The sequence below is a fragment of the Nocardioides sp. NPDC127514 genome (assembly GCF_040302125.1).
Taxonomy (GTDB): Bacteria; Actinomycetota; Actinomycetes; order Propionibacteriales; family Nocardioidaceae; genus Nocardioides.
The window spans coordinates 17,035-31,718 of sequence record NZ_JBEORF010000052.1; the positions used below are offsets into that span (position 1 = coordinate 17,035).

The window sequence follows — 14,684 nt, forward strand, 5'->3', positions numbered from 1 at the left end:
CGGCTCGCACCGATCCTGGATGGGTACGTTCGGCCGCATGGTGTTGTCGGAGTTCGTCGGTGCGATCCGTCGACGGTGGTATCTCGCGGTGGTCGGCATCCTGCTGACCGGCGTGCTCGGCTGGAGCGCGTCGGCCTTCGTGGCGCCGAGCTACACCGCCCGGGGCCTGGTCCTGATGCTCCCCTCCAAGAACGCGGTCGGCCCCGGTGGCAACCCGTTCCTGGGGCTCGGTGGGCTCGACCTGCCGGCCCGGGTCGTGGTCGCCTACTACACCAGCGCGCCCGCGCAGGAGGCGATCGCGGAGGTCACCCCGGGCGCTGCGGTCACGGTCTCGATGGAGGAGTCGACGCGCGGACCGGTGATCGCGATCGACGTCAGCGCGGACAGTGAGGCCAGCGCCATCGAGGCGTTGAACTTCGTCGCCGACTCGATTCCCGACACTCTCGGCAGGCTGCAGGACGAGGTCAACGCGAAGGGCAACGCCCGGCTGCGCTCCCGTCCGCTCGCGCTGGACGAGACCGCCGCCATCGACGGCAGCGGGCCGCTGCGGGCGCGGATCATGGCCGTCGTGCTCGGTCTCGCGATGACCGCGGTGCTGGTCTACGCGATCGACGGGATCGTGCTGCGCCGCCGCCTGGCTCGCGAGGAGCGGGCCGCGTCGCTGGCTGCGCAGGACGCCGCCTACGACGACGAGCCCGACGAGCCCGACCAGGACGACCAGTACGACCGGTACGACCAGGACAACCGGAACGACCGGGACGACCGCGGCGACGACCACGTCGTCCAGCGCCTCCACGGCTGAGGCAGGAACGATGGCCGTACGCCGTGGTGTCGATGCGGTGACGTGGCTGAGCCTCTACACGTTCGCCGTCTTCGTGATCCCGTCCTGGCTGGTCTTCCGGCCGTTGGGCAGCGCCGGCTCGGTCTCGATGCTGATGGGCCTGGGCAGCTTCGCGCTCTGGGTGCTGCTGAGCATCGGCCGGCCGCTGCCGGTGGACCGGCCCCCGCAGCCGATGCGGGTGGTCCTGGCGCTGTTCCTGTTCAGCATCGGGGTCACCTATGTGATCGCGATGTCGCGTCCGATCAGCCGCGACGAGGTGAGCCCGGCCGACGTCGCGATCCTCGCGATGGTCTCCTGGGTGGGCACGCTGCTGCTCGCCGGCGACGCCATCCCGAGCATGGCCAGGGTCCATGTGCTGGTGTGGCGGCTGGTTGTGGGCGGCACCTTCCTCGCGGTCCTCGGCCTGGCCCAGTTCTTCGCCCGGCAGATCTTCGTCGACCGGATCTCGGTCCCCGTCCTGACCCCGATGACGACGGTCGAGCTGGCGATGCGCAACGGCCTCGTACGTCCCGCCGGGACCGCCCTGAGCCCGATCGAGTACGGCACCCTGATGGGGATGCTGGTGCCGATCGCGCTCCACGTCGGCTTCCAGCATCGCAACCTCAACCCGATCGTCCGCTGGACCCCGGTGGTGCTGATCTGCATGATCATCGCCGCCTCCTCGAGCCGGTCGGCCTACCTCGGCGCCGCCATCGCGGTCGCTGTCTGCATGATCGGCTGGTCGCGCAAGCAGCGCGCGATGGTGCTGGGGCTCGCGGTCGGCGGGCTGGGGCTGGTGTTCCTGGTGGCGCCCCGGATCATCAACTCGGTGACCGGAATGTTCGTCGGCGCCGAGGAGGACCCGAGCGTCACCTCGCGCACCGACAGCTACGGGGTGGCCTGGTTCTTCGTCGACCGCAACCCGTTCTTCGGGCGCGGGCTGGGGACGTTCCTGCCGAAGTACCGCATCTTCGACAACCAGTACCTCCAGATGATGGTGAGCATCGGGATCATCGGCCTGCTTCTCTTCGTGGCGTTCGTCGTCGCGACGTTCATCCAGCTCTCCCGGGTCTATCGCGCCTGCGAGGACCCGAAGACGCGCGACCTCGTCGTCGCGCTCATCGGCGCCGCCGCAGCCGGCTTCGCGGGGCTGGCCTTCTTCGACGCGTTCGCCTTCCCGATGACGATGGGCACGATCTTCCTGGTGCTCGGGCTGGCGAGCGCGGTCACACGTCTGGAACGTACGGATCGATCAGGTCGTGCAGGGGAGGTCGCGCACCACGACGGGCTGGCCGGCGGAGTTCAGCGTCGCGGTTGACGCCTGCCACTGGGTGACCAGGTTGCACCTGACGTCGAGCGGTCCGAAGACCCAGCTCCGGTCGACCACGTACAGGTTCCTCACCGTGCCGGGCGTGCCGAGCCGGAACGGGTAGCCGCCGCCGCTCACGATCAGGCCGTCGATGTCGACGGAGGTGTTGTCCTGGTCGGGGTAGAAGAACGGGGCCGTGCCGCCACAGCCGTTGGTGTCGACGAAGTCGATGACCGTCTTCCGGACGGTGAGCGCACCACCGCCGTACCCCTGGATGCCGTCGCCGTGCCAGTCGGTGCAGACGTCGGGAGAGACGACACGTACGTAGGAGTCGTGGATGGCGACGCCGCCGCACGCTGACCTCCCCTGGGCACGGAAGCCCTCCGGAACTCCGTCGATGAGTACGTTGCGGGCCGTGTAGCCGCCCGAGGTGACGGCGGGCCAGGCGTCGTCCGTCGTCGGGGCCGTGCCACGGACGATCTCGGAGTCCTCGATGACGAGACCGGTCGCACACGTGCCGCTGGTGAAGTTGGCGATCACCGAGCCGACCGCCTGCACCCGGCGCAGGGTCACGTTCCTGGCGTTGACGGCGATCGTCCCGTTCGTGACACGCAGGTCCTCGACGACGGCGCCCGGTGTGTTGATCGTGTACGTCCCGGTCACCGATCGCTTCGGCTGCCAGCCGTCCGGCAGCCCGGCGGAGGCGCGGGTCGGGAAGCCACCGGCGGGAGGGGCGGAGGTGGGCGCGGGGGCGGACGTCGTCGGAGCGCCGCTCGGGGAGCTCGGCGACGTCGACGGAGCCGTCGAGGAGCTCGCCGGCGCGCTCGGGCTGACGCTCGTCGTGGGGCTGGGGCTCACGGACGGAGGCGCGCTGGAGGGTGGCGCACTCGCGGACGGCGTCGGTGAGGTCGTCGGCTCCTCGCCAGAGCCGGTCGGTCGTACGACGACGTCGACCTGGTAGTTGGTGGCCCGGTAAGTCGAGCGGGGGAACTCGCCCGGCTGGTAGCTGTAGACACCCGCGTTCTCGCCGGCCGAGAGCGGACCGTTACTGATCGGGCGGTCGAAGAAGTGCTCGTCGGTCGAGTAGTGACCACCGGGCGCGGTGTACGAGACGACGTAGGAGCGGCCTGGCTCGAGACGTACCGTCCGGTCGAGCTTGGCGACCTTCAAGCCGTCTCCGGCCCTGCCGTCGAGCTGGACGCGGGCGAGCGGGCGGCCCCGTCCCGACCACAGGGTCGCCAGGTGCGGGCCGTGGTTGTCCGGGCCCAGGTACACCTGGACCGCGACCGCCTCGACCGGCTCCGAGGTCCGGAACCGCAGCCCGAGCTCGACCGGCCGGGAGTCGGGGTCCGTCAGGACCGCGGGGACCGCGTCGTCGGGGAGAAGGCTGATCGTCTCCGGGTGCGCGGTCGCCGTCCCGAACGCCCAGAGGGCGCTGCCTGCGATGAGGGTGACGAGGACGCTGGCGAAGGCGGTGCGCCGCCACCGGGTAGACCTGCTGGGCGTGCGGTGGGAGGGCATGAACGCACCTGTTCGTGGGGGATACCTGGGCAACGGCATCGACCCTAGGCACGGTCCTTACGGTCCCGGCACCTCAAAACTCGGTATAAATGGCGGGTTTTTCCAGCCCGGAAGTCACTCGCAGGGTAGGTCGCGGATCGGCCGGGGCTGCCCGGCTGAGTCCATGGTGACCACGGCCGCGCTCCACTCGGTGACCACCGAGCAGTCCACGTCGAGCGGGCTGTAGACCCAGCTCTGGTCGACCACGTAGAGGTTGTTGACCGGGCCGGGCATGCCGTTGCGGAAGGGGTAGCCGCCGCCCGCCACGACCAGGCCGTCGATGTCGACCGATTCGTTGCCCTGACCTTCGGGGTTGAAGAACGGGGCGGTGCCGTGGCACTCGTTCTTGACGTCCAGGATCATCACCGTCCGGCGTACCTTGACCTTGCCGCCGCCGTAGCCCTGCAGGCCGTCGCCGTGCCAGTCGCTGCACACGTCCGGGGAGGTGACCCGGATGAAGGAGTCCTGGATGCCGATGCCGCCGCAGCGCTCTTTGTTGGAGGCGCGGAGGCCCTCGGGTACGCCGTCGATGACGACGTTGTCCACCGTGTAGCCGCCTGCCGAGACCGCCGGCCAGGCCTCCTCGGTCGTCGGGGCGCTGCTCCGGATGAAGTCAGAGTCCTCGATCCGCAACCCGGTGTTGCACTGGTCGTTGTAGTCGTTGACCACGACCGAGGCGATCGCCTCGACGCGGCGCAGGGTGACGCCGGGCGCGGTGACGTAGATGACGCCGTTGGTGATCCGCAGGTCCTCCACGACCGCTCCGCGGTGCCGGATCCAGAAGTCTCCGCTCGCGGTGCGCTTCGGCTTCCAGCCAGCGGGCAGGCCCGCCGACTCACGGGTGGGGAACCCCTTGGCCGGCGGCGCGGCGGTCGAGGACTGCGTACGTTCCGGGGTCGCGGACGGCGCGGGGGTCGGTGTCGGCGGGGCCGAGGAGACTAACGGGCTCGGGTCGGCCGAAGGGGTGGGGGAGGGGGACACGCTCGCGGGTGGCTTGACCGTCGGCAGCGAGTCGGAGCCGACGTTGCGTACTGGGCTGGAGTCGGGCCACAGGAACCAGGTCATGGCGACCAGCAGCAGAACCAGCCCTCCCACGACCGCGATCCGACGGCGCCGGCCTGGCTTGGTTGGCATGTGTTCGCACCCGTTCGCGTCTCGATGGCCATTGTCTTGTCGGCACTGTCGTGTCGACACTGCCCGACCTCGTGGTCGGGGGCATCCTTCATACTGGTTACTTCTCTAGGGCGGCGCAGAGGTTCAGCGCAGCCTCTTGACCAGGCCCGCGGCCTGGCGTTCCACCCTTCTGGCGATGCCCTGTCCGGTCAGGATGTGGCTGCGTACGCTCGCCCCGTCGTCCTCCGCGGTGATGCTGAACCTCGGCTGCAGCCAGGCTCCGGCCACCGCTTGGGCGCGGTCGCTGGTGTAGACGTGCTGGTAGCTCAGCCGGCGCAGGTGACGCAGGGTGGCGCGGTCGTAGCGGCCCAGCGGGAGCGCCGCCTCGTCGATGGTCTCCCCGGCCGCCATGGTGATCTGCTCGCGTGCCTGGATCAGCTCGCGGCGTACGCCCGCAGCGTCGAGGCCGCGCCAGCTGACGTGGTCCATGCCGTGGGTGCCGATCCGCATGCCCGCCACCCGGAGGAGCCGGACGTCGAGGCGGTCGACGCTCCCCGGCTTCCCCAGCCGTCCCGCCAGCACGAAGAACGTCGCGGTCAGGCCGCGGGCCTGCAGGCCCGGCAGCCCGATCGCTACGTCGGAGTGGTTGCCGTCGTCGAAGCTGATGCGTACCTCGGGGCGGCCGGCGACGGCATCGAGGATGTCCTCGTAGGCGTCCTGGCTGATCCAGTAACGGTCCTCGCCCGGCTCCAGCTCGCGCTCGGGCTCGCCGATGCCGTGGAAGCAGATGTTGGTCACGTGGGCGGGCATGTCCTCCACGCTAAGGATCCGGAGGCCTCGTCCGGCCGACCTGCGCGAAGGCCTACCTCATACGGGGGATCTGCGGTCGGGAGGGGGCTCCGACGGGGGTGGACCCCGTTGAGACTCGTGACGTGTCGCTCCCCATCCGCACCGTCGCCGTCGTGGTGGTGACCTACAACAGCGCTCACCTGCTGGCCGATCTCATCGGCTCTCTGCCGGGTGGGCTCGCCGGGCTCGGGTGGCGGCTGGTGGTCGCCGACAACGCCTCCGCCGACGACACCGTGGCGACCGCGCGCCGCCTCGCGCCGGACGCGACCGTCGTCGAGACCGGCCGCAACGGCGGCTACGCCGCCGGGATCAATGCGGGTGTCGCGGCCGCCTTCGCTGCGGATCCCGACGTCGACGCGGTGCTGGTCCTGAACCCGGACGTACGTCTCGAGCAGGGCTGTGTCGCGGCGCTCGCGCGCGAGCTCGTGCCCGGGGTCGGCGTGGCCGTGCCCCGGCTGGTCGACGCCGAGGGCCGGCTGATCGAGTCGATGCGTGGCGCGCCGAGCCTGGTGCGGGCCTTCGCCGACGCCGTGGTGGGCGCCAACCGGGCCGGCCGGGTCCGGTGGGCGGGGGAGATCGTGGCCGACCCGGCCGAGTACGACCGCGGCCAGGACACCGACTGGGCCGAGGGGTCGACACAGCTGATCAGCGCCGAGTGCTGGCGCGCGTGCGGCCCCTGGGACGAGTCCTACTTCCTCTACTCCGAGGAGACCGAGTTCCACCTGCGCGCCCGCGACCGGGGCTTCCGGGTGCGGTTCGCGCCCGCGGCCCGCGCCGTGCACCTCGGCGGCGAGTCCACCACCTCACCGGGGCTGTGGGCACTCCTGGTTGCAAACCGGGTACGGCTCTTCACGGTCCGCCGCGGGCGAGTCCAAGGGGCTGCGTACTGGCTGATGGTGCTGGCCCGCGAGTGCAGCCGGGCGCTGCTGGGGAAGCAGACGTCGCGACGTGCCGTACGCACCCTGGTCAGCCCCCGCCGGATGAGCGCCCCGCGTGGGCCGGAGTGGGTGGCGAGCGCATGAAGGCCGTGCTCGCTCCGATCACCGCCGAGGACCTCCCGGCCGTCTCCGCGTTCCTGCACGAGCAGCTGAACCCGCGCGTGCAGGAGCTGGAGTGGACCCAGGCGTTGCGAGTGCCGTGGGACGTACCCCAGCCCAACCACGGGTTCTTCCTCGCCGAGGGGGAGCGGGTGGTCGGCGCCTACCTCGCCTACTACTCCGAGCGTCGGGTCGGCGCGGAGACGCTCCAGATCTGCAACCTGGGCGCCTGGTGCGTGCTCGACAGCCACCGCCACCAAGGGCTGCGGCTGCTGACCACGCTGCTCAAGCAGCCCGGCTACGAGTTCACCGACTTCTCGCCCTCGGGCAACGTGATCGCGCTCAACCGGAAGCTCAAGTTCACCGACCTGGACACGACCACCTCGCTGGTCCCCGCGGTGGCACTGCCCGGGCGTGGCGTGCGGGTGAGCAGTCGTCCCGACGTACTGGACTCGGTGCTGCAGGGCGCGGAGCGGGACCTCTATGCCGACCACCGGGCCGCGGCGGCGGCCCGGCACGTGGTGCTGAGCACCGGCTCCGAGCACTGCTACGTCGTGGCCCGCAAGGACACCCGCAAGGGCGTACGCGCCTTCGCCTCGGTCCTCTACGCCAGCAACCCGGAGCTGCTCCGGCGGCACGCGCCGCGGCTGGCCTCGCACCTGCTGACCCAGCACGGCGCCGCGGCGACCCTGGTCGAGCACCGGGTCGCGGGCGGGGCCCCGGGCGGTTCCTACCGGCTCTCGCGGTCGCGGCCGAAGATGCTGCGCAGCGACGCCCTCGACCCGGCGCGGGTCGACTACCTGTACAGCGAGCTGACATGTCTGGAGTGGTGAGATGCCGAACGTCGGGGCCATAGCTGTCGGGGGCGTACCCGTGCGGCTGCTGGCGGAGAGGGTCGGCTCGACGCCGTTCTTCGCCTACGACCGGGCCGCGATCGATGCCCGGGTCGCCTCGTTGCGCGAGGCGCTGCCCGGGGACGTGCACCTGAGCTATGCGGTCAAGGCCAACCCGATGCCCGCGGTGGTGCAGCACCTGGCGCGCACGGTCGACGCGCTCGACGTCGCTTCGGGAGCGGAGATGCGGGTGGCGCTCGACACCGGGATGGCGCCGGGCGAGGTGAGCTTCGCGGGACCGGGGAAGTCGGTCGCGGAGCTGTCCCAGGCCGTCGCGGCCGGGGTGCTCGTCGAGATCGAGTCGCCGCTCGAGGCCGACCGCCTGGTCGAGGCCGCCGAACGGCTCGGGATCCGGCCGCGGGTCGCCGTGCGGGTCAACCCGGACTTCGAGGTCAAGGGCTCCGGGATGCGGATGGGCGGCGGCGCCCAGCAGTTCGGGGTCGACGCCGAGACCGTGCCGCTGCTGCTCAAGACGCTGCACGACCGCGACGTCGAGGTGGCCGGTTTCCACGTCTTCTCCGGCTCCCAGAACCTGCACGCGTCGATTCTGGCGGAGGCTCAGGAACGCACCGTCGACCTGGTCCTGCGCCTCTCCGGTGACCTTCCCGAGGCGATGACCTATCTCAACATCGGCGGCGGCTTCGGCATCCCCTACTACACCCAGGACCAGCCTCTCGATCTCCCGTTGGTCGGGTCGCGCCTCGAGGAGCTGCTCGCCACCCGCGTACGTCCTGCGTTGCCGTCCGCGCAGGTCGTCATCGAGCTCGGCCGCTATCTGGTCGGTGAGGCCGGGGTCTACGTCACCCGCGTCGTCGACCGCAAGATCTCCCGCGGCAAGACCTTCCTGATCGTCGACGGCGGCATGCACCACCAGCTCGCCGCCTCCGGCAACTTCGGCCAGGTCATCCGCCGCAACTACCCGATCTCGGTCGCCGCGGCTGCCGGTGATGCCGAGGCTGTGGAGGAGACCGTGCAGGTCGTCGGCTGCCTCTGCACGCCCCTGGACCTGCTCGGCGACAAGGTGAGTCTGCCGCGCGCCGAGGTGAGCGACCTCGTCGTGGTCCACCAGGCCGGGGCGTACGGCCTCACCGCCAGCCCCACCGCCTTCCTGAGCCACCCGGCGCCGCTCGAAGTGCTCGTCTGAGTCCCTGAACCCGTTGAACCCGAAGGAGTCCCCATGACCATCGACACCACCGAAGCGACCCTCGACGGGGTCGGCGAGGCGATCACCGAGGTGATCGGCACCGATCACAGCGCCGGCACGCTGAGCGCGGACACCCTGCTCTTCGGCTCCCTGCCCGAGCTCGACTCGCTCGCCCTCGTCGAGCTGATCACCGTCCTGGAGGAACGTTTCGGGTTCGAGATGGACGAGGACGACATCAACGCCGAGGTCTTCGAGTCCGTCGGGTCCTTGGCGGAGTACGTGCGGGCGCAGGTGGGGTGATGTTCACCGAGGTAACTCGGTCTGGAGTCACTTCCTTCGCGGAGTTCCACGAGGGAAGTGATCGTTCACCGAGGTAACTCGGTGAACATCCCGCCCTCGGCGAGGAGCTGAGCGGCAGCCTGGTCGATCTTGCCGTTGCCGAGACGGGGGAGCTGGGCGACGGGGACGAGTACGTCTGGGACCGAGTCGGGACGAAGGACCGTCGGGAGCCGCCGACGGAGGTCGTCCAGGTGACCCTCGGGACCCTCGACGAGGCTGACGAGGCCGCCCTCGGGGGTGGCGGCGGTGAAGGTGGCCAGGCCGAAGGCCTGCTTCACCTCGGCGTCGAGCGCGTCCAGGTCGACGAAGCTCGCGCTGCGCTTCACCCGACGCCCCGCCCGGCCCAGGCAGAAGAGCTCCTCGCCGCGCCGGGCGCCGAGGTCGCCGGTGAGCACTCGCTCCCGGCCCTCCCAGCGCGGGAACTCCCCGTTCGGGTTGCCGAAGAGATAGCCGCCGGGCAGGTGCGGCGACTCGATGGCCAGCATGTCCGCGGCCTCGGAGAGCAACGACGTACGCCACGCCCCGACCGCCCCACGCCCGATGCCGACCGCGCCGTGGACCGCATGGAGGTCGTCGCCGGCATCGAACCGGGCGGCGCTCGCGAAGCCGATGGTCTCGCTGGTGCCGTACGTGTTGACGACGGTCGCGACCCCGAGGTCGAAGACGCGCTGAGCGTCGGTGGCGGAGAGCCGGTCGCCGCCGGAGCCCCAGACCCGCAGGCTCCGCGGAGCCCCGTCGACCCGCTCGGCGGCCGCGAGGTCGATGAACCGGGGAGCCAGCCGCAGGTGCGTCGCCTCGACGCGGGCGCAGAAGCCGAGCGGCCGGAGCCGGTCGCCCAGCGAACCGGAGAGGTGGAGGGAGGAGCCGGCGGCCAGGGCGACAAGCAGGTTGGTCATCGCCAGGTCGTAGGAGAGATGCGAGACCTCGGCCCACACCGAGGAGGGGTCGAGGTCGAGCACGGCCGCGCCGTGCGGGACGAAGGCGTCGATGCCGGCCCAGGACGACAGCACGCCCTTGGGGCCACCGCCCGTGGAGCCGGAGGACATCGCGACGTACCCGGCCTCCAGTGCCTCCCGAGACGAGGACGATGACGACGCGACGGCCCGGATCCCCGACCGGTCGAGCACCACGTCGGGATGCAGCGCCTGGAGGAGGGACCGGCGGTGCTCCTCGGCGGCCGACGGGTCCACGAAGCAGACCGAGAGATCGCCGAGGATCGCGGCCACGAGCGCGACGACGGCGTCGGTGGACAGCGGCAGCGACACCGCGACCAGCGGCCGCGGGACACCGGCGGCCGCGACGAGGGCGAGCCGCAGCTCCTCGGCCGCGCCGACCAGCCCGTCCGCACCTACCGACATGCGCCGGTCCGCGATCACGGCCTGCGACCGGGGTCGGGTGCGTACGGATCGGATTCGCTCGGCCAGCGGGTTCACAGGATGCGAGGCTAGGAGCCGCTGGCCGCTCCGGCACCGGCGTCGCCACTCACGATCCCCGGATTCGGGGATATGCCCGCACATGCCCGACAAGCCGGTCTCGGCACGCTCAACGCTTCTCACATGGTCAACGCAGCCCAGCAGAGACATGGCGTGGCAAAGACGCACGTGCTGATCATTGTCCAGAACCTCCCCGTGCCGTTGGACCGACGTGTCTGGCTGGAGTGCCAGGCGCTGGTCGCGCGCGGTTACGAGGTCAGCGTGATCTGCCCGAAGGGCCCCGGCGATCCCGGGCGCCAGCAGCTCGGCGGCGTACGCATCTACAAGTACCGGCCCGCGCCGCAGGCCCGCGGTGTGCTCGGCTATCTGCTCGAGTTCGTCTACTGCTGGATCCGCACCGCGCTGCTGGCCAACAAGGTCTGGCGGGACCGTCCGTTCGCGATCATGCAGGCGTGCAACCCGCCCGACACCTACTGGCTGCTGGCTCGCATCTGGAAGCGCCGCGGCGTCCGGTTCGTCTTCGACCAGCACGATCTCAACCCCGAGCTCTTCCTCTCCCGGTTCGGCGCCCCGACGTCCCTGTCCGGTCGCGCCCAGCTGGCTGCGCTGCGCTGGCTCGAGAAGCAGACGTACGCCACCGCCGACCAGGTCATCTCGACCAACGAGTCCTACCGGAAGGTCGCGATCACCCGCGGCGGGATGGCTCCCGAGGACGTGACCGTGGTCCGCAGCGGACCGGACACCTCGGTGATGCGTCCGGTGCGGCCGCACGACCCGGCGCTCCACGCCGACCGCCACACCCTGGTCTACCTCGGGATCATGGGCCCCCAGGACGGCGTCGACACGGTGCTGGAGGTCATGGAGGAGCTCGTCCACCGGCGCGGCCGCAGCGATGTCGACGCGGTGCTGATGGGCTTCGGCGACTGCCTCGAGGACCTCAAGCGGCGCTGCACCGAGCTGGGCCTCGACGATGTCGTCACCTTCACCGGCCGGGCCGGCGCGGCGCTGATCGCTCAGCACCTCAGCGCCGCCGCCATCGGACTGTGCCCTGACCTGAAGACGCCGCTCAACGATGTCTCGACGATGAACAAGACCATGGAGTACATGGCGTACGCCCTGCCGTCGGTCTCCTTCGACCTGGTCGAGACGCGGGTCTCCGCCGAGGACGCCGCGCTCTTCGTCCCCTCCGGGGACGTGGCCGCGTTCACCGACGCGGTCGAGTCGCTGCTGGACGATCCCGAGCTGCGGGTCGAGCTGGCCCTGCGGGCCCGGGAGCGCGCGGCGAAGGTGCTCGACTGGGGCCCGCAGTCGGCGGCGTACGTGCAGGTCTACGACTCCATGTGCGCGATCGGCGAGGCGCCGGCGGCGGTCGACGGGTTCGAGTACGTCGATCTGGACGACCCGGACGCGCTGCGCCAGTTCGTGCTCACCCGCGGACCTGCGGTGACGTAACCGATTTGGGGTATATGACCCCTACTTCGGGACCGCTGCCCCTGCGGATCCCCTTGGATGGCTCCTTGTGCTGAAAATAGGGGCCATCGGCTCCTAGAAACTAGGAGTCAACCCCACGTGACCCCCACTGTACGGATGCTCGGCACCCGTGGCGTGCCCGCGGCCCACGGCGGCTTCGAGACCGCGGTGGAGAACATCGGCCTGGACCTGGTCGACCGCGGCTGGCGAGTCGTCGTCTACTGCCAGGACGACGAGCCGCACGCGGATCTTCGGATCGACTCGTGGAAGGGCATCGAGCGCGTCCACGTGCCGGCCCGGCACGACGGTCCGCGCGGGACGATCGAGTTCGATGTCGGCGCGGTGCGGCACGCAGCCCGGGAGGCCGAGGTGGACGGCAGCGTGTGCGTGACGTTCGGCTACAACACCGGCGCCCTCAACGCGGTGCTGCGCTCCCGCCGCGTCCCCAACATCATCAACATGGACGGCATCGAGTGGAAGCGGGCCCGCTGGTCGGGCCCCGAGAAAGCGTTCCTGTGGACCCAGGAGCGGGCCGCCTGCTGGCTGGGTGACCACCTCATCGCCGACCACCCCGAGATCGCCCGCCACCTGGCGACCCGGGTGCCGGCCGAGAAGATCACCACGATCGCCTATGGCGCCCCCAGCGTCGTCGACGCTCCCGAGTGGGCGGTGCTCGACCACGGGCTGGAGCCGGGTTCGTATCTCACCTTGGTCGCCCGGCCGGTGCCGGAGAACAGCATCCTCGAGGTCGTCCGGGCCTTCTCCAGCCGCCGCTGGGGCCGGAAGCTGGTCGTCCTGGGTTCCTATGACCCGGCGGATGACTACCAGCGGGCCGTCCTGGAGGCGGCCGGCGACGAGGTCGTCTTCCTCGGCGCGATCTATGACACAGACATCGTCTCGGCCCTGCGCTTCCACTCCGTGGCGTACGTCCACGGTCATCAGGTCGGCGGCACCAACCCGTCCCTGGTCGAGGCGCTCGGCTGCGGCAACGCCGTGATCGCCCACGACAACCGCTACAACCGCTGGGTCGCCGGCGAGGCCGCTCTCTACTTCTCCGACGAGGCCGGCATCGTCGCTGCCTTGGAGCGGCTCCTGTCCGAGCCCGAGCTGGCGGCGTCGCTGTCCGGCCACGCCCGCGCCCGCCACTCCGCGGAGTTCACCTGGAGCCGGATCACCGACCAGTACGAGCAGCTCATCCGCGCCCACCTGCGCTCCTAGACGTCGGTGGCGATGTCCGCGCCTCTCGGTGCCGTCTCATGGGCGGTGTAGGCGCGGTACGCGAGGACGCAGGCCACGGTGAGGACCGCGGCGGTGACGGCACAGGCGGTGAAGAGGGTGTGCCACTGGTTGTGGTCCGCCGCCGGCCCGGCGATGACGGCGGCGATGGAGCTGCCGATGAAGAGCGAGGCGGCGAAGCACGCGACGACGGTGCCGCGCGCCTCGGGGACGATCGAGGTGGCCCAGGTCTGCAGCGAGGTGTGCAGGAAGGCCCAGGTGATCCCGAGCATCACGACGATGCCGACGATCGTGGGCACCGAGACCGTCACGGTCGCGGCGGCGTACCCGGCGGTCAGAGCGACGCCTCCGATCGCCATCAGTGCCCAGCGCGGGAGCCTTCGGGTGAGAGCCTTGAGGACCTGCGAGGAGAGCAGGACCGCGATGCCGTACGCAGCCGCCGCCAGCCCCGCTCGCGCCGCGTCGACACCCTGGGCCTGCAGGGCAGGGGCGAGGAGGGTGAGTACGCCCAGGACCAGGCCGCCCTCGACGAAGACGAGCAGCCCGACCACCATCACCCAGCGGTTGCTCAGCGCCGCCCGGAACGACGCGCCCACTCCTTGGGTCGTCGCGCGTGGGGGCTCGGCGAGCGAGCGCAGGCCCCAGGCGCTGATCAGCGCCACGACCGCCGGCACCGCGAACACGACCCGCCACCCGGCCAGCTGGCCGGTGATCCCCGCAGCCGCTGCGGCCAACGCCGTCCCGACCGCCATCGCGGCCATCAGGTCCGAGAGCGCCCGCTGCCGATGGGTCGCGGAGACGGTGTCCCCGACGTACGTCAGTGAGGTCGGCACGATCGCCCCGAAGAACGCTCCCGCGACGACCCGCACCACGACGAGAGTGATCAGGTTCGGGGCCGCCGCCGAGACGAGTCCCGCGATCCCCGCCCCGACCAGCGCACCCTGCATCAGACGCACTCTTCCGAACCTGTCCGAGAGTGCACCCCACAACGGCTGACTGAGGCCGTACGCCAGGTAGTAGCCGCTCGCGATCGCCACCGCCTGCCCCACGGAGACCTCGAACGTCGCCGCGACCAGGACCAGGATCGGGCTCACCACGAACCGGTCGAAGCTGCTCACGAACGAGGCTATGGAGATCCAGACCGGTGGGCGTGTGGGGTCTGGGGGTGGGGGCACGTGATCAGGTTAGTAAAGACCTGGTGTCTCGGTGGTCGAGCTTTGTCGAGACCTCCCGCTCCGATGGTCGAGCCGCCGGAGCCGCTAGGCGGAGGCGTGTCGAGACCAACACGGTGCCTTCGCTGGTTGGGCGAGATCTCTCCCTGCCGGAACGTTTCGCTCGGAGGGTGGTCTGGGCCGCCGACCCGTTCTTGGAGGGTCTTCTCGATCCGGACCGGCGTCAAGGACGCCCTTCGGGCGCCGGCTTCGCCGGCCGCCTTCGGCGGTCCTGGACTCCGGACCAGATCGAGAAAAGATTTGGCTGGC

Annotated in this window: 13 protein-coding genes; 8 read left to right on the plus strand and 5 right to left on the minus strand. The window is 70.7% G+C overall.

Annotated elements, in window-relative coordinates; all coding sequences use genetic code 11:
- Positions 1-37: 37 nt before the first annotated feature.
- Positions 38-802 (plus strand): YveK family protein, encoded by a 765-nt coding sequence (locus ABTX24_RS28940; RefSeq protein WP_350844588.1) that lies wholly within the window; start codon positions 38-40, stop codon positions 800-802.
- Between the two features lie 10 nt (positions 803-812).
- Positions 813-2,138, plus strand: a complete 1,326-nt coding sequence (locus ABTX24_RS28945) for an O-antigen ligase family protein (RefSeq protein ID WP_350844590.1) — start codon at positions 813-815, stop codon at positions 2,136-2,138.
- On the opposite strand, the gene ABTX24_RS28950 is transcribed toward ABTX24_RS28945, so the two are convergent.
- From ABTX24_RS28950 to ABTX24_RS28960, 3 genes are all read right to left on the minus strand, one after another.
- Positions 2,073-3,650 carry a DUF4082 domain-containing protein gene (locus ABTX24_RS28950; RefSeq protein ID WP_350844592.1) on the minus strand — a complete coding sequence of 526 codons (1,578 nt, stop codon included), beginning with the start codon at positions 3,648-3,650 and terminating at the stop codon, positions 2,073-2,075. The two genes, ABTX24_RS28945 and ABTX24_RS28950, sit on opposite strands and share 66 nt — an antisense overlap.
- A 114-nt stretch (positions 3,651-3,764) precedes the next feature.
- Positions 3,765-4,823 (minus strand): hypothetical protein, encoded by a 1,059-nt coding sequence (locus tag ABTX24_RS28955; RefSeq protein ID WP_350844594.1) that lies wholly within the window; start codon positions 4,821-4,823, stop codon positions 3,765-3,767.
- A 123-nt stretch (positions 4,824-4,946) separates the two neighbouring features.
- The gene (locus ABTX24_RS28960; protein ID WP_350844596.1) at positions 4,947-5,612 is read right to left on the minus strand and encodes a polysaccharide deacetylase family protein; all 666 of its coding nucleotides are present in this window, start codon (positions 5,610-5,612) and stop codon (positions 4,947-4,949) included.
- A 122-nt stretch (positions 5,613-5,734) separates the two neighbouring features.
- Here ABTX24_RS28960 and ABTX24_RS28965 point away from each other — a divergent pair, with 122 nt between their 5' ends.
- The 4 genes from ABTX24_RS28965 to ABTX24_RS28980 are packed head-to-tail and all read left to right on the plus strand — an operon-like array spanning position 5,735 to position 9,025.
- Positions 5,735-6,673 (plus strand): glycosyltransferase family 2 protein, encoded by a 939-nt coding sequence (locus tag ABTX24_RS28965; RefSeq protein ID WP_350844598.1) that lies wholly within the window; start codon positions 5,735-5,737, stop codon positions 6,671-6,673.
- Positions 6,670-7,521 carry a GNAT family N-acetyltransferase gene (locus ABTX24_RS28970; RefSeq protein WP_160025059.1) on the plus strand — a complete coding sequence of 284 codons (852 nt, stop codon included), beginning with the start codon at positions 6,670-6,672 and terminating at the stop codon, positions 7,519-7,521. Before ABTX24_RS28965 ends, ABTX24_RS28970 begins: the two co-directional genes overlap by 4 nt.
- A gap of 1 nt (position 7,522) precedes the next feature.
- A complete protein-coding gene (locus ABTX24_RS28975; protein ID WP_350844600.1) occupies positions 7,523-8,725 on the plus strand; it encodes a pyridoxal-dependent decarboxylase, exosortase A system-associated in 1,203 nt (400 codons plus the stop codon).
- A gap of 33 nt (positions 8,726-8,758) precedes the next feature.
- Positions 8,759-9,025, plus strand: coding sequence for an acyl carrier protein (locus ABTX24_RS28980; protein WP_160025057.1), 267 nt, complete (start codon positions 8,759-8,761; stop codon positions 9,023-9,025).
- A 65-nt stretch (positions 9,026-9,090) separates the two neighbouring features.
- Here ABTX24_RS28980 and ABTX24_RS28985 read toward each other — a convergent pair whose 3' ends face one another.
- Entirely contained in the window at positions 9,091-10,422 is a 1,332-nt protein-coding gene (locus tag ABTX24_RS28985) for an AMP-binding protein (RefSeq protein ID WP_350844602.1), read from the minus strand.
- Between the two features lie 228 nt (positions 10,423-10,650).
- On the opposite strand from ABTX24_RS28985, the gene ABTX24_RS28990 reads away from it, so the two are divergent.
- Together ABTX24_RS28990 and ABTX24_RS28995 are read left to right on the plus strand one after the other, a co-directional pair.
- Positions 10,651-11,949 (plus strand): glycosyltransferase family 4 protein, encoded by a 1,299-nt coding sequence (locus tag ABTX24_RS28990; RefSeq protein ID WP_350844604.1) that lies wholly within the window; start codon positions 10,651-10,653, stop codon positions 11,947-11,949.
- Between the two features lie 117 nt (positions 11,950-12,066).
- Positions 12,067-13,185: a DUF1972 domain-containing protein gene (locus tag ABTX24_RS28995; protein ID WP_350844606.1), complete on the plus strand. Its 1,119-nt coding sequence runs from the start codon at positions 12,067-12,069 to the stop codon at positions 13,183-13,185.
- Here ABTX24_RS28995 and ABTX24_RS29000 read toward each other — a convergent pair.
- Complete coding sequence (locus ABTX24_RS29000) at positions 13,182-14,378, minus strand: MFS transporter (RefSeq protein WP_350844608.1); 1,197 nt, start codon at positions 14,376-14,378, stop codon at positions 13,182-13,184. The two genes, ABTX24_RS28995 and ABTX24_RS29000, sit on opposite strands and share 4 nt — an antisense overlap.
- Positions 14,379-14,684: the final 306 nt, after the last annotated feature.

Bases quoted from the DNA above. Each gene is read 5' to 3' on its own strand.
- ABTX24_RS28940 (WP_350844588.1), top strand. From the start codon at position 38: ATGGTGTTGTCGGAGTTCGTCGGTGCGATCCGTCGACGGTGGTATCTC.
- ABTX24_RS28945 (WP_350844590.1), top strand. From the start codon at position 813: ATGGCCGTACGCCGTGGTGTCGATGCGGTGACGTGGCTGAGCCTCTAC.
- ABTX24_RS28950 (WP_350844592.1), bottom strand. From the start codon at position 3,650: ATGCCCTCCCACCGCACGCCCAGCAGGTCTACCCGGTGGCGGCGCACC.
- ABTX24_RS28955 (WP_350844594.1), bottom strand. From the start codon at position 4,823: ATGCCAACCAAGCCAGGCCGGCGCCGTCGGATCGCGGTCGTGGGAGGG.
- ABTX24_RS28960 (WP_350844596.1), bottom strand. From the start codon at position 5,612: ATGCCCGCCCACGTGACCAACATCTGCTTCCACGGCATCGGCGAGCCC.
- ABTX24_RS28970 (WP_160025059.1), top strand. From the start codon at position 6,670: ATGAAGGCCGTGCTCGCTCCGATCACCGCCGAGGACCTCCCGGCCGTC.
- ABTX24_RS28975 (WP_350844600.1), top strand. From the start codon at position 7,523: ATGCCGAACGTCGGGGCCATAGCTGTCGGGGGCGTACCCGTGCGGCTG.
- ABTX24_RS28980 (WP_160025057.1), top strand. From the start codon at position 8,759: ATGACCATCGACACCACCGAAGCGACCCTCGACGGGGTCGGCGAGGCG.
- ABTX24_RS28985 (WP_350844602.1), bottom strand. From the start codon at position 10,422: ATGTCGGTAGGTGCGGACGGGCTGGTCGGCGCGGCCGAGGAGCTGCGG.